Annotated in this window: 15 protein-coding genes and 1 pseudogene; 15 read left to right on the forward strand and 1 reads right to left on the reverse strand. The window is 47.1% G+C overall.

Features of this window, described 5'->3' with window-relative positions:
• Positions 1-8: 8 nt before the first annotated feature.
• The 13 genes and pseudogenes from ACO4XG_RS05365 to ACO4XG_RS05425 all read left to right on the forward strand — a co-directional run bounded on the left by ACO4XG_RS05365 (position 9) and on the right by ACO4XG_RS05425 (position 12,281).
• Positions 9-2,579 (forward strand): hypothetical protein, encoded by a 2,571-nt coding sequence (locus ACO4XG_RS05365; RefSeq protein WP_308507957.1) that lies wholly within the window; start codon positions 9-11, stop codon positions 2,577-2,579.
• Positions 2,580-2,594: 15 nt separating this feature from the next.
• Positions 2,595-4,154 carry a TRAFAC clade GTPase domain-containing protein gene (locus tag ACO4XG_RS05370; protein ID WP_308507958.1) on the forward strand — a complete coding sequence of 520 codons (1,560 nt, stop codon included), beginning with the start codon at positions 2,595-2,597 and terminating at the stop codon, positions 4,152-4,154.
• A 13-nt stretch (positions 4,155-4,167) separates the two neighbouring features.
• The gene (locus tag ACO4XG_RS05375; RefSeq protein WP_308507959.1) at positions 4,168-4,479 is read left to right on the forward strand and encodes a DUF2185 domain-containing protein; all 312 of its coding nucleotides are present in this window, start codon (positions 4,168-4,170) and stop codon (positions 4,477-4,479) included.
• Positions 4,480-4,481: 2 nt separating this feature from the next.
• Positions 4,482-4,814, forward strand: coding sequence for a GH-E family nuclease (locus ACO4XG_RS05380; protein WP_308507960.1), 333 nt, complete (start codon positions 4,482-4,484; stop codon positions 4,812-4,814).
• 30 nt (positions 4,815-4,844) lie between these two features.
• Positions 4,845-6,494, forward strand: a complete 1,650-nt coding sequence (locus ACO4XG_RS05385) for a hypothetical protein (RefSeq protein WP_308507961.1) — start codon at positions 4,845-4,847, stop codon at positions 6,492-6,494.
• Between the two features lie 626 nt (positions 6,495-7,120).
• Entirely contained in the window at positions 7,121-7,312 is a 192-nt protein-coding gene (locus ACO4XG_RS05390) for a hypothetical protein (RefSeq protein ID WP_308507962.1), read from the forward strand.
• 45 nt (positions 7,313-7,357) lie between these two features.
• Positions 7,358-7,906 carry a hypothetical protein gene (locus tag ACO4XG_RS05395; protein ID WP_308507963.1) on the forward strand — a complete coding sequence of 183 codons (549 nt, stop codon included), beginning with the start codon at positions 7,358-7,360 and terminating at the stop codon, positions 7,904-7,906.
• Between the two features lie 35 nt (positions 7,907-7,941).
• Positions 7,942-8,724, forward strand: a complete 783-nt coding sequence (locus ACO4XG_RS05400; RefSeq protein ID WP_308507964.1) for a hypothetical protein — start codon at positions 7,942-7,944, stop codon at positions 8,722-8,724.
• A gap of 3 nt (positions 8,725-8,727) precedes the next feature.
• Complete coding sequence (locus tag ACO4XG_RS05405; RefSeq protein WP_308507965.1) at positions 8,728-9,090, forward strand: hypothetical protein; 363 nt, start codon at positions 8,728-8,730, stop codon at positions 9,088-9,090.
• A complete protein-coding gene (locus ACO4XG_RS05410; RefSeq protein WP_308507966.1) occupies positions 9,044-9,712 on the forward strand; it encodes a hypothetical protein in 669 nt (222 codons plus the stop codon). The genes ACO4XG_RS05405 and ACO4XG_RS05410 overlap by 47 nt, the downstream gene beginning before the upstream one ends.
• Before the next feature lie 22 nt (positions 9,713-9,734).
• The gene (locus tag ACO4XG_RS05415; protein WP_308507967.1) at positions 9,735-10,640 is read left to right on the forward strand and encodes a hypothetical protein; all 906 of its coding nucleotides are present in this window, start codon (positions 9,735-9,737) and stop codon (positions 10,638-10,640) included.
• Positions 10,641-10,890: 250 nt separating this feature from the next.
• Positions 10,891-12,003 (forward strand): annotated as a pseudogene (locus ACO4XG_RS05420) (IS256 family transposase); the annotation flags it as partial.
• Positions 12,004-12,035: 32 nt separating this feature from the next.
• The gene (locus tag ACO4XG_RS05425) at positions 12,036-12,281 is read left to right on the forward strand and encodes an NUDIX hydrolase (protein WP_308509475.1); all 246 of its coding nucleotides are present in this window, start codon (positions 12,036-12,038) and stop codon (positions 12,279-12,281) included.
• Between the two features lie 83 nt (positions 12,282-12,364).
• Here ACO4XG_RS05425 and ACO4XG_RS05430 read toward each other — a convergent pair whose 3' ends face one another.
• Positions 12,365-12,733 (reverse strand): hypothetical protein, encoded by a 369-nt coding sequence (locus ACO4XG_RS05430; RefSeq protein WP_308509476.1) that lies wholly within the window; start codon positions 12,731-12,733, stop codon positions 12,365-12,367.
• A gap of 252 nt (positions 12,734-12,985) precedes the next feature.
• Here ACO4XG_RS05430 and ACO4XG_RS05435 point away from each other — a divergent pair, with 252 nt between their 5' ends.
• On the forward strand, positions 12,986-13,441 hold the full coding sequence (locus ACO4XG_RS05435) for an Rrf2 family transcriptional regulator (RefSeq protein ID WP_308509477.1): 456 nt from the start codon (positions 12,986-12,988) through the stop codon (positions 13,439-13,441).
• A gap of 151 nt (positions 13,442-13,592) precedes the next feature.
• On the forward strand, positions 13,593-14,513 hold the full coding sequence (locus tag ACO4XG_RS05440; RefSeq protein WP_308509478.1) for a ketopantoate reductase family protein: 921 nt from the start codon (positions 13,593-13,595) through the stop codon (positions 14,511-14,513).
• Positions 14,514-14,515 lie beyond the last annotated feature (2 nt).

Consider the following 14,515-nt stretch of genomic DNA (forward strand, 5'->3'; position numbering starts at 1 on the left):
GGAAGCGTATGTATTCGGAAATCATTCATACTCGATGTGGAGACGGCATTGATATCAAGAAAAACCAAGCTTCCGTGCCTGGCGGAGGGATTGGCGGATTTAAGGTGTATTCCTGCACGTGCAATGTAACGGACGATGATTTTGTCGATCTGCAGTTTTTGGACAAGGTTCTGAGTGAAAAGCAGTCCTATGCAGATCCGGCTTTTATGGACGATGCGTATCTGTACTATGTTCCTGATATCGGGAATCGGATACTCGTCAATTTTCATCCGATTCATTTTGACAGAACTGTAAAAGGTGGCAGTTATCCGCGTCGCCCCGGCAATTTCATTAACCAAGGGTTCATGGGAGGGTTTGACGACCTTTATCCATATGAAACCTTTGGCAATCATTCCGTCTGGGATGCGCAGGAGCGAGGTGAAGCCTTCTACTACGAAAATGCTCCAACGCCACTTCCCCAGCGAGACAACCTTTCGGATGAAATTGGGAATATCGGCCTTGACGATATTGCGAGCTTCGTGGCGGACGGGCGTCGCGACGTGTTGAAGAGTGCCATCGCGTTCCTCGTCGGCCAATATGATCTGCCGCCCGAGGAGAGAAAGTTCCTCGTGATTCGAGATGAGGATTCTAGGCATCTTGAATTGTGGATTGCCGCCATTGAGAGCGCGTTCTCTCCGCGAATGGCATCGGGGCTGTCCTTTGCTACGCGCCTTGATAAATTTACGAATAACAATAAGTACACCGTAAATCTGAATGGCCGCTATCAGCCGATGATCGATTTGCAGAATCCAGATCAAAAGCTGCGCTACCGTGCGATGATCGTGGGCGTTGACGGACGAGATAGAACGAATAATGCGGCTGTGAGAGTGCTGCCAAATTCGCCTTATGTGATTTTAGACGGAAAGACCAAGACGCTGTCAGCACAGGTGGAAGCATCTAATCCATTCTATCACTTTGTAACGGGGTTCGATGACGGGCACAGTTATTTCTGCAGGGAGTTCATGCAGACGGTGGATCTTTCGTCGCCATCAAGCGATGTGATAAAGCTGTTTGTCGCGTACTCGAAACTGGAGAGCTATGGGTCGTTCCCCGTGCTTAAGGACGTGGTCAGCGGGCTAAACACCCTCAGCCACCACCGCCTCATCAAAACACTCTATCTTGAAAATCTCTATGAAAAGATCAAGGCAAACCTTTCCGAGTATCTAAAGGAAGATGCTGCGCTGGCGTTCTCTGTGCTGAATTGGCTGAACAAGGCAGCTGCGGTCGTCGGAGATACCGCCGCTGCAGAGAGCTTTCAGCGGATCGTCTGCCAGTCCTTTGCATCAAATGTCTTTAAATCGCCTCGGAGTGAAAAGACAGCGGAGCTTGTGGAGATCGTTGGAGCCAGCTCCTTTGTGCAGGAAGCGGCTGCTCACCTTACATCGGAGGCAACGGTTCAAGAGTTCCAAAACTATATGCTGGCATACAAATCTGATGACTGGGTCAGATTCTCCGAGATTTTCGTAAGCAACTTACGAAATATGCGCGGCGTCAGAGAGATGCTGTCCAACTCAGCGCGAGAGGTGTTTACAAACAGCATTAAGGCTCTTTACGGCGAGAGAGACGGACAAGGTGCGCTGAAGGTCGCCGACTCCTATTACAAAATCAATCCGACAGACACTGTCGATACCCTCTTGTCGGATGCGGGAAGCTCGAGCGATGCAAACTACATCGGATTTATTCTGCAGCTGATTTGCAGAATTTCGCCGGAAACGGTTTCCTCTGATCGCGCCCTCTCGAATTTCCGGCATCAGCTTCAAGGCTACCGCTTGGACGGCTACTTCTTCAATGTACTGGCGTTCAAAGCAAGACAGCTTACCCGACCGCAGGAGATGGAAAGGTTTCTGGATGATGTGCTTTCCGACAGAGAATTCGCGGGAATGGACATGTCGCCCATTTTGAGTTCCTTGGATAAAAATCTTGTCGTCTCTGACAAAGCGGCCGCTAAAGTGGCTGCGAAGATTCAAAACAATAACACCGGACGGGCGAACTGCGTTAACTCAGCGCACATCTGCGCTTTGAGCGTCATAGATGACAAGCGGTTGGCGGAGTCGGTTCTTTCTCTTGTGAACAGCTTGATTGCACAAGGCTTCCCCTCGGCCGAGGATGCAGCCTATGCCGATATGCTGATGAAAAAGCTGTTCGCCAGCAAAGTCTCGGAGGAGGTATTTGCTGTTATTGTTGAAGCCTCTGAGAGATCACGATTTTATGCGGACCGGATTGTTGGAGAAGCATTCCAATATCTGGGCAGTCGTCAGGAAGGTATTATTGGCGAGGTAATTGCCGCCGCCTCCAGAATGAACGGCGGGAATCTTTTCAACGCTTTGGTTGAAAACTGTGCGGCTGTGAAAAAGTTCGATAAAGGAATGTCCGCAATCAGATCAACGCTGAGAACCAAAGGAGAGCAGCAATACTTTGCCTTAGTTGAAAGAGATGCGGCAGCGTTGCGAGATAAAAACAAAAGCGGGTCGATATTTGGGAGGTTCTTCTCGCATGGCTCATCTGGTGATTCCAAGTCTAGTCGCTGGGGAAAAAAGTAAAGGGTGCGGTGACGTATGGAAGAACTGCTTGGCATTATTGTCGCGGTCTGTGTTGTAGTATGGCTGCTATATCTGTTGGTCGAATATGTAATCATGCCCATAGCATCCGTCTTGCTAACCGTTAGCGTAGTTGTAAGCACGGGCTATGCGCTGTTTGTTTCCCTGCACAGCTTCATCTCCGCTTTCAGAGAAAATCTGAATCCATATAAGACATATGTGGATAACCACGCTGACGCAACACAGGGGATAAAGCGAAATTACTGTTTTGGCCCAGGATTTCACCAAATATCTCAGATCGTCAGCGGTGCATTCAAAAATCTGGCAGATTACCGAATCAAGCTAAAGGCATGGAAAGATAAAGCAATTCGGCATAGCTGGATCATTGATATGTGGATATATATCGGGTACGGTCTGGCGATCTTCTGCGCACAGGTTTTAGGCTGCATCTGGGTAGGCGTCTTTTCGTTTATCCTCGCCACAGGGATCATTATTGGGATGATCGGATTTTTCCTGTTCTTCTCAATCCTCTGGCTATCCGACCGTGCTGTACTAATCAAAAATTCGATACATACCCGTTGTCCAAACTGCAAGCGCAAATTTGTAGTTCCGACCTTTGAATGCCCCACCTGTGGGCTGGAGCACAAGAATTTGGTTCCTGGGCCATATGGCGTCATGAAGCGTAAATGCTCATGCGACACCATTCTGGCAACTACGTTTATTGGCGGTCGATCCAAGTACAAGGCGCATTGTCCCTTTTGCGACACGGAGCTATTTTCAAGCGGCTCCCAGCAGTACGGGATTCAGCTGGTTGGAGGGATTGGCGCGGGGAAAACCACATTCCTCGCAGCTTTTTGGAACGAATATAGAGCTTGGCTGAATCGGCTGCAGGGAATCTCCTATGAAGCAACTCCGTCTGAAGCCTTCAAAATTTTAGATGAATGGTTTGAGAGTGGAGCCGCCGAAGCGACGACGGAAACCAACGCAAGCATGTACAGTATCCTCCACTCTACTGGGAAGAATACGTCGATCCAGATGACAATGTATGATATTGCCGGAGAAGTGTTCAATTTTTCCGAAGCTGATTTGCAGCAACAGCAATTCCGCTACTGCGAGGGATTTCTGCTGGTGATTGATCCTACCGCCTCGGCAAACTATGTTTCCGAAACGATTGGGAACTTTATCAACTCTCTGGATGAGATTATGGGCAAACACGCTACAAAATCGGCGGCAGTACCGGTAGCGGCCATCATTACAAAGTCGGATTTGTACAAGCGAGAAATCGGGCTTCCACGTATCCGTGCGACATATAAGAGTGCGGAAGCATCTGCATCAGAGCCATATGCATATGCCGACCATCTCAATAACGTTTGTCGCACATTCCTTTTGGAGCATGGCTTTGATAACGCAGTGAATCTAATCGAGGCGGAGTTCTCGAATATCAGATATTTCCCGGTCAGCGCAATGGGTCACAGCATGGAAGACGGGCAATACGAGCCTTGGGGCGTCCTCGACCCGGTCTTCTGGCTGATGGGGCATGAAAACTGCCCTTTGCGTGAAATCGTAACACAATCGTGAGGAGGTACCCACAATGGAAAAGTTCGGCTTTGTCTTAGCGACAAAGATGTTGGTCGATGGTAAGCGCAAGGTTCGGTATATGTACCATGAAATCGCCTCGAATCCGCAAGACAGCGGTTGGCGTTTCTTTTGTGGGGACGAGGATGAGGAGTATGTAAACAACCCCGAAAATATCGGTGTTTACGATATCAACACGATCCTCGAGCTGGATAAGAGCGTCCTGCCTTACCTCAGCTGCGCAGTCGGAACCGCTTTAGAGCGGGAGGATGAGAACGCCACCTTTGTGGTGTCGAGCGGCTTCGGCGCGGATGAAGAGTGTGATTGATTATGGCACTCCATCGTCCATATATCCGGCAAGAGGTGCGGAAAGAAGTAGAGCGCAGGGCCGAGAAAAACGAAAAGGGTCAGTTTTTGGACGCCCATACCCATAAGCCTATCGAGGGTCAGTATGATCTGGGACATAAGGCGGGACATGAACACTGGCGCGAAGCGGAGCAGGCGGAGCAAGAGGGACTCACGCAAGAGGAGTTTAATGATCGGATGAATAATCCCGATTTCTATCAGATCGAAGACCCGCACGAAAACCGATCTCATGCCCACGAGATGCCCGCCGAAGAGCAGAGTGAGGAACAGGGCGAAGAAAACGGTCAGGAGATGTGACCAGCAAGAAGGCAGGAGCGAGGAGTATTTATGGAAGACCTGAAAATCAAATTAGAGGAGTTATCCTATTACATTACTGCGGCCACATCCAAAATCGGAGAATGGTGGGGTGCGATCCCGCCGTTTATCCAAACTGCCCTTAAAATAGCGATGATCGTGGCCTGCATAAACATCATTTTTAGTTTGATAAAAGCCATCATCGCGAACAAATCCACATGGAAGCCAAAACCTGATTGCGAATTGATGTTCAGCTTCTCAGGCGGTTCTGGTCAATATCAGCGCAGCCATATCTACTCCGATGCGCATAAGCTCCTATTTGATAAGACGTGGTCCTACATCAGCTTCGCAGGACTGGCGTTTCGGTTGGGGAACATAGAAAACACATCAAAGACCATAACGTTTCTGATTTCCCTGGCTTACATCCCGCTGGCGATCCTTGGCATGACAGAAATGTTGTTTCGGGCTGTGTTTGGCGTAGTATTTTATTTCATCGTCAATCTGATATATTTGCTGTTCCTCCTGTTACTGGGGATTATCAATCTGGCGTTGATGCCTATATTTAACTTGATAGACAAGTCAACATATGAAACGCAGCACTGTCCGACGTGTTACTCAACTTTCCGACTTCCGGCTTTTGAGTGCCCTCACTGCGGAAAGATTCATAATAAACTGTATCCGGGACGGTGCGGGGTGATTTGGGCTAAATGTTCATGCGGTCATTTTATTCCATGCGCATCCATGTCGAAACGGAAGAAGCTGGCTTCCTACTGCCCCAACTGTAACCAGATGCTTGCGGGCGCGAATATCAAATCACTGACTGTCCAAATTGTCGGGGGAAACTCATCCGGGAAAACAGCTTATATTGCGGCTTTCCAGCACCTTTACAGGAATGCGAATAGTGCGCAATCGGCAGGCAAAATCAAGGTTTCTCCATCGGATGATTTTGATCTGCTGGAGACGCATTACAGAACTGGCAGAACCGAAAAATCCTCGACAGATGCTGTGCATGCGTATTATGTCCTCCATGAAGGGAGCGGCCATTCTGACCAAGGAATCGTCCTCTATGATGTCCCCGATGAAATCATTTTGAGCGAACAATATGAGCGGAACCCCTTGAACTTCGGATATAGCGATGGAGTAATCATCATTGTCGATCCGCTGAGTGTTCGCTCGGTGAGGAAAGAGTGTGAATCCGCGTTGGGAGCAGGATATGCGGACGGTTATTCTGATGACTCCACAGAGGACATCATTATCCACTTCATCAATAAATATTCGGAGGTCGCCGGACGCAGAGCCAGAAAAATGAGCGATATGCCGGTAGCGGTTGTGATTGCCAAGGCGGATATATCTACCATTAAACAGAAAATCGGAATGGTAAAAATCAAGGCCAATTACAAATCCAATGAATCCCAGTTCAGAAATTTTGATGAGGCACGGGATACCATGTGCAGGCGCTATCTCTCTGATATCGGGTTGGCAAACTCCTTAAATAATTTGGAGAGCGTTTTTTCGCATGTTTCATATTTCCCGGTCAGCGCCATAGGACATGCCGAAAAGGAACAGGCACCCTTTGATCCGTGGGGCGTTATTGAGCCGGTCGACTGGATCGCCAGAGCAAGTCAGAACAGCATACAGAATGTAACGAAGCAGATCGTGGGGGAGCAAAATGACATCGGTTAGAAAAACATCGGGAACTACTGTAACTCTGTGCATTTTTATTGTCACCATCGTAGTTCTGACCAGATTGTCCAACAGGTGGGACAGCGATTTTATCTCTCAGATGAATCTGATTCTGAGCTCGAGACCTCGCATAGGGGCGTTTCACTCTATTGTTTTAGGTGTCTCGTTTTGGCTGCTGCTGATTGCCTCCACTTTCGATGCAGTTTTTCGCGAAAAGAAAGGGTTGGACATACTCAGCGCTTTTGGAATCCCCATCATCTTTTCCAGTTGCATAGCAATATGGGGATTGGTCGTAATATCCTCCTATGTCGACTTGCGCTGGTTCTGGCTGTTTTACTATGTTGTCATGCTTATTTGCACGAAGCTGTCCTTTAACAAGATATCCAAGGCCAAGGGCGGCGGACCAACGAAAATCAATGATTTTTTTAAGACCCCACCATCAAAATGCGATGCAGAGGTAAGTATCGTAGATCGGTACGTTCTGTTTTCCGCTAAGGCGGTTCTGCTGGTCTTGTGGTTCCTACAAATCATTATGATCATTGCTTTTTGCGTTCAGTACAGGGAGATTTTTCCCTTTACCTGATATACCAATACTGTCATCAGCTTATTAGAGAGGAGGTCGATTCATGGAATCCAAAGAAAATGTTCAGCGGAGAAATCTGGAGGAGTCTGGGGAGGTTTTGCGGGAGCACGAAGGCTACTCCAAACAGTCCAACGACGACGACTCGTCCCAGAACAAGTGGGAAGAAGCGATGAAAGACGTTCCATCCTATGAGGAGCATATGGAACAAATGGAAGAAGAGGAAATGTCAATGTAACGGTGGCGGTTAAAACCCCACGATTTACGGAGGAGGAATCACACGATGCCGAAGATTGATAAAGACGGAAGAGAGTATATCGAACAGGACGGCAAACGGTACTACCGCAACTTCTGGGGCGAGTGGGAAGCAGAAAAAGATTGGCTTGGCAACGATAAGGTAGAAACTGACTGGATCGGCAATCCGAAGATCGAGACTGATTGGCTGGGGAGGCAGAAGGTTGAGACAGACTGGTTGGGTAATCCCTATGTTGAGCCGGAGAAGAAAGATGATTCCGGCTGTTATCTGACAACAGCATGTATGCGGGTTCTTAGTCAATCCTTCAACGACGATTGCGACGAGCTCGGCACATTAAGAGCGTTTCGAGATGCCTATGTGAAGGAGCGTCATCCGGAAGCGGTCGAAGAGTATTATCGGGTCGCTCCGAAAATCGTAGCCGCAATCAGTCAGAGGGAGGATAGCCAGAGCATCTACCAGAAAATCTATGAAGAACTGGTACTTGGGACGCTGAGACTGATTGAGCAAAATCTGTGCGAGGAAGCTTATACCCTCTATCGGGATTACAGCTTGGTGCTTAACCGTACTTATTGCTGACTATCACTATACCAATAATAAGCGAGGGACAGGAAATGAATATCACAAAATACGGGATTTCTGAATGCTGCGGGTACGGTTTCTTTAGTTGTGACTCATATGAAAAACATAGCGTATTTTTAACGAACAGAAGAATTGTCGCGGAATCCGAAATTACCACTGAGTCAGCACAAACATTGGAATGGACACCTGATGTTTTACATGGACTTCAGCTTGATGCAACAAACTATAGTCCAATTTATGTTGTCTTTGATAGTGACACTGGAACATGGAAAGAATACTTTTCTGGTATGACGGTACATTTGGTCCCACCTTCCTACTCTTTTCCAGAGGCTGTTCTTAATGTTGACAACATGCCGAATTACTGTGATATTTTATCTGTTTCAAGACCATGGGAATGCAATGCAACTGAATTTGCAGAGGGTATCTCTAAATATTCAGACAAACAGATAAAGGAGATTGTTGCCCAACTGAATACTTTGCGTTCCAGTGCATCCGAATGGAAGTCTAAATTCGATGCTGTGGTCAAAGCTGTTAAGGATGAGCGGGCCGCAAAGGAAGCCGGACTTTCCAGTGTTGAGTCCAAATTAGCCTCTGGCTTTGGGAAGTACGGAAACGATTCCTCTGGCGGCAACCAAGGAACATCCAATACACAAACGGCCAATCCGCAACAGGAAGCCAAGCCCGAACAGCCTCCCGCTCAAGAGGAAAAGCTCCAGTGGATCCGACAAGGTCGGTGTGCCTTTTGTGGCGGTGAGTTCAAAGGACTGTTTTCCAAGGTTTGTCGTGAATGTGGAAAAGCAAAGAATTACAGATAACCTATGGTTCCGATATATGAGGTCTCAAATGCAGAGTTATCTGCGCTCAAGTGTGAACGCATAGCACAGGAAGTGGGAGCGGAGTCTTACACCGAACTTTGGCTTACGCCGGACGGGAAAAGAATCATTAAGCTGTTCGCAGAAGAAGACACAACCAGAGGGTTTTTTGACGAAGATATAAAAAATGACACTTCAACCCTGATTGCGTTATCAAGCGTTTCGCATTGCTTTGATGATTGGTTTGTGTTGCCAAAAAATGATTTACCAACGGCAATCTCGGATAATTTGTTATTCCAGGCCATTTATCTGTGGCAGGACATTGAGCCAAGCAAAGCCTCTCTCGATGGTCGACTTCAAAAGAATTGAGCGACAAGTCTATGATGATATCATCTTCGCCAATAATAAGTTCGGATTTTCCATTGCTGATTTACATGAGGATATTATCATTTTAGGATACGATGGGAAAATCTATCATATTGATTTGGACGGAGGGCGTTGTGGAGACGGTAAGGGGCGGCGATCTTGCTATATTGTTTTTGAAAGTGAAAGGCTGGCTTCCTGTTCACCTAAGTACAAGTTCGACGGAAAGGGTAAAATAATCCCCTATGTGAACAGTGATTTGCTCTGTCTGGTGCATATTATCTTTAATCACCTGCTGCAGACGAATTTCTGCTTTGCAGAGATGATGTCCGAAGATCAGGAGCGATATTTGAATTACATAACTGAGTGCTGCAATGTCGCTGATCTTGCCGCCGTTTATAAAAATCTTTTTTCGAGTGAGGACAACTATTTTGACATACAGATTATCCAGTTCTTGCCGGATGATATAAGCACATTTTCGTATGATACTTTTATCCAACGCACATATAGATTTAAAACGCAAGATGATGTAGATGATGTAATGGCATTTCTACAGCTAAATGAAACGCATCTGCAACAGATTATTCCGGGAAGAGGCCTGCTGACCAACAAATTGCTTAACAACTAACACCGGATTCTGGAGGTAGCCCATGTTTATTTGGATGACCGGATTACTGAATATGAGCAGGATGTGGTATACTGAAAATCAACGAAAATGTTTCTTTGAAAAGGTGGATGCTTTATACATAGAATATTGCGTTCAATTTGTTAATGAAATGATACCACCCGCCGAAAGTCGAGAGATAGAACAAAAAATCAGAGCAGGAATTAACATCGAAGAGTGGTGGAACAGCAAATTCTTCTCAGAGTGCAGTGCCAAATACTTTGAACAGGAAAAAGTATATCCAGCGATGTTCGATGATTTAGAGAAGAACGGGTACTATTGGGAAGAAATCTATACTGATGCATCAGATGAAAACATAGAGGATTGGTATAAATGCTCTATAGTAAAATCACTGTTGCATGAATTTGTCAATGATGAGGAAAACCCATATAAGCTTAATGATCAATTCACTGACAAGGAGATTGCATGCTTTTCCTACACAATTTGCTCAATTATTGTTAATCACCTAAAGCAACACCTTCATATTGACTATGAGGATGCGGATCGATTGTTAAAAATACTATACTGCGGCGAGTTCGCTCAAAACGAATGGCTAAATCTGGCAAATGGTGAAAACATCAAAGAAATGAGACACAGACTAACAGAGCGTTTCCTATATAGGTTTTTGCTGAAGGATTATGATATGGGAATAGAACCCATGCTGTTTTCAGAGTTTTTACACGATGAGATTCTGTCGCCAATTTATATTGAAATTTATGAATCCAGATTTGAAATATTAAAAACGGGGAGAAAATATTTGGCGGAGAATGCAGAAAAATGCTGGACACCGAGCGAAATGGACAATTTTTATAATTTCATCATGGACAATGTTACAATGAATTTTGAAGCACCAGACTTTAATGCATACAGGCCATCGTCGGATGCCCATTAAGCGTACAAGGCTATAGTGTAACCAAATCTGTACACTGTAGCCTTGACTCTCATTATCCAAAGGATGATAGGTTCATCTGTCAATTTAACGTACTGGTGAGATACTCCCTGATTTCGGTTTCAAGCTGCTCCCTGGATTTGATAAAGTATGATAAGTTGCGCAAATTGAAAATCATATAAAGAAGACATGGTTTGCAGTCCTCTGGTAGAATGAAGTTGCGAGACAACACTCAGAAAGGTGACTACAAACCATGTCTGATAAGATTGTACAGTTCAACGAGGAAGTTATCAAGGGGCAGCTGAAAGAACTGGTTCGTGGTAGTGTCGAGGAGACTTTGAATGAACTCCTGGAAAAAGAAGCCGAAATGCTTACACAAGCGGCTCGTTATGAGCGTAATGAAGCGCGCCAGGGTTATCGAAGCGGACACTATGACCGAAACCTTACAACGACTTCCGTCGATGTTACGCTACATATGCCACGTTTAAAGGGAATTCCTTTTGAGACTGCTACCATTGAACGCTATTGCCGTCGTGAAAGTAGTGTTGAGGAGGCTCTTATCGAGATGTATCTGGCAGGTGTGTCTGTCCGTCGCGTTGAGGATATCACAGAAGCACTCTGGGGAACTAAAGTCTCTCCGGGAACAATCAGCGAGCTGAATAAGAAGGCCTATGCTCGCATCGAAGTATGGAGAAGCCGCCCTTTGACAGGGAAAGAATACCCATACGTCTATGTCGATGGAATCTATCTTCGTCGCAACTGGGGCGGTGAATACGAAAATGTGGCGATTCTGGTTGCGATTGCAGTCAATCGAGATGGTTTTCGTGAAGTTATTGGCGCTGCTGAGGGAATGAAGGAAGATAAATCCAGCTGGGTCAACTTTTTTCAGTGGCTGCGCGAAAGAGGCTTAAATGACATAAAACTCATTGTCGGAGACAAGTGCCTTGGAATGCTGGAAGCTGTAGGTGAAGTGCTTTCTGAGGCCAAGTATCAGCGTTGTACAGTCCATTTTTATCGCAACATTTTCTCGGTTATCCCGAGATCTAAGGTAAGGCTTGTGGCAAAAATGCTGAAAGCAATTCATGCACAAGAGAGTAAAAAGGCTGCGCGAGAAAAAGTTGCGGCTATAGTCGCCGAGCTTCAGGGGATGAAGCTGAAAGAAGTCGCTAAGAAAGTCTCTGAGAGTATCGAAGAAACTCTGACTTACTACGATTTTCCAAGCGAACATTGGATGAAGATTTGGACGAATAATACGATTGAGCGTCTGAATCGCGAGATTCGGCGTAGAACCTGTGTTGTAGGCACATTTCCGGATGGAAACTCAGCGTTAATGCCGTTTTTTGCTCGGCTTCGTTATGTTGCGGGCTGACTTCATTTAATCAGAGGATGCAAACTAATTTGCGCATAAATCTTGACGGTACCCATAGCCATAACCTAAACCACTATTTTCTCTGCAGGGTAAAGTCCTTCGGCGAGACCAAGCTCACCCGGGATGAAGAAGAGGAGTTTCATCTGAAGAAAATGAAACTTCGCTATGAGGAGGCTTTGGCAGCGTACGAGGCAGGACTGGACAGCCGTCTCGGTAGACTGCTCGCAAAAAGGGAGCTTCCCGTATTGAAACGGGCCAAAACGCTTCTGGGCTGACGGTTCCGTTTATTTTGCTGTGCATGAAATATGAGACAGGTCGGGAATACATACACCGTATATTCCCGACTTGTCTTGTTTATTTATTTGAGAATCCCGCTTCCGTAGAGTATGCAGTAGAGCAAAAAGAGTAGCAGAAAATATTTCCAAGAATTTCTCACGAGATAGATGGTGAATTGCTCTAGGCGATATGTGCGCGGATACAAATCTTTCCACTGTTCGCTGGTATGATAATTCTTGGTGAACTTGCCGGTGAACCACTTGTCTTTGTCGAACAGCCAAGTGATTAAACCGGTGGCAAGCATAGGAACAAAGAGCCACTGTTCCATAAAGTGAATCGGGCGCGCCAAGAACTTGAGGGGGATCAGTGAAATACACCAGCAGAAGTACATGCAGCAAATACTCATGAGGCTCACGAAATAAACACGAGATAAGATACGGTTTCTTGACATGCTTTGCTCCTTTCTGAGACTTCGGGTTGTCCGGTAGAAAATGAATGTAACGGCCCACTTATCTGTATTTATTGTAACCCCTATTGCAAAAAAAAATAGGGAGAAATAGAGGGGGTTTCTTACAAAAGTCGTAAGTTTCGGTAAGAAGTTTGAGGAAGCGCCTGCGCAGTTTTGCGAGACTCTGTAAAGATTGTGTTTACAGCTTAGCTGCGTTAAAATAAGAGATATGATTTCAGACGCAAAGGAGTAGCCATGCAAATATCCAGTCGTTTCAGCATTGCCCTTCACATTTTCGCCTGTGTGGATGCATTTCAGGCGACCCACAAAATGACCAGCGACTTTCTGGCGAGCAGCATACAGACAAACCCGGTCATCATTCGGAATATTCTGTCGCAGCTTCGGCGCGCGGGGCTTGTTCGCATTGCGCGCGGCACAGGCGGCATCACCCTCGAGAGAGAACTGAAGGATATTTCCTTCTACGATGTCTATGCGGCCATTGAGCCGGTGGAGCGCGGGGCGCTGTTTCGCTTCCACGAGAATCCGAACCCGAACTGTCCGGTCGGCAAGAACATTCATAAGATACTGGATCATAAGTTCGCCGATATTCAGAGCGCCATGGAGGCAGAAATGCGGAAGTATACGCTTGAAGACATCCACCAGGATTTGCTGCGTCTCAATGCCATGCAGGAGGTAAGTCAGTCTGTCTGAGCTATGAGTTTTTTGATATCTTTTAGTTAGAGACAGTGATAACGAGTTCGGCAAAGACTGCAGAGGTTTTATTTTCCTGCAGGGCGGACTTCCGATGATCGAGCTTGTTAAATGCTGCCGGGGCGTATCCCGGAAAGAAGGGAGGAAACACATGTTAAAGTATTTGATAATCGGCGCGGGCGGGGTCGGCGGCACGCTCGGCGCTTATCTGCTTCGCGCGGGAATTCCGGTGAGCTTTCTGGCGCACGGTAAGACCTTGGAAGCACTCAAAAAGAAGGGGCTCACGCTGGTAAAAGACAGCGGCGAGGAGACATTTTCACCGGTCGCTGCGTTTGATGAGGCGAGTTACAACGAGACACCGGATGTCATCTTCCTCGCGCTGAAGTCTTATTCGATTGACAGCGTCCTGCCGTTTCTGGAGCGCGTCGCCACGGAGCACACGGTCATCATCCCGCTCTGCAATGTCTTCGGGACGGGAGAGAAGTTACAGAAAAAGTTGGAGAAGCCGCTGGTCACGGACGGCTGTATTTATGTGATGGGCAATGTCGAGGAAGCGGGCAGAATCCGGCAACTCGGCAACTTAATGCGTGTGGTCTACGGCGTCCGGAAGCCGGAGGAGGCGCGCCCGGTCCTCGATGAAGTGAAAACGGAGCTCACGCGGGCGGGTGTCGAAGCCGTGCTGAGTGACAACATTCGCCGCGACTGCATGAAGAAATTCGCCTACCTCTCGCCGCACGGTGCGGTCGGCACTTACTTCTATATCGCAGCGGCACATTTGCAGCGCGAGGGTGAGTACCGGAACTTTTACCGCGGTCTGGTGCGCGAGGTATTGACGATTGCGGAGAAGATGGGCATCGCCATGGACGGCTACAGCGAGGCGGACAGCCTTAAGGTGGTGGACGGACTTGCGTCCGAGATGACCACCTCGTTTCAGAAGGATGTCGCGGACATGAGAAAGTCCGAAGTCGACGGGCTCATCTATGAGGTGCAGCGCCTCGGCGCGGCATACGGTGTCCCGACACCGTATTACGACGAGGTAATTGAGGCGCTCCGCTCGCGCGGCTTGGAGTGAGG

Source organism: Stomatobaculum sp., assembly GCF_057248925.1.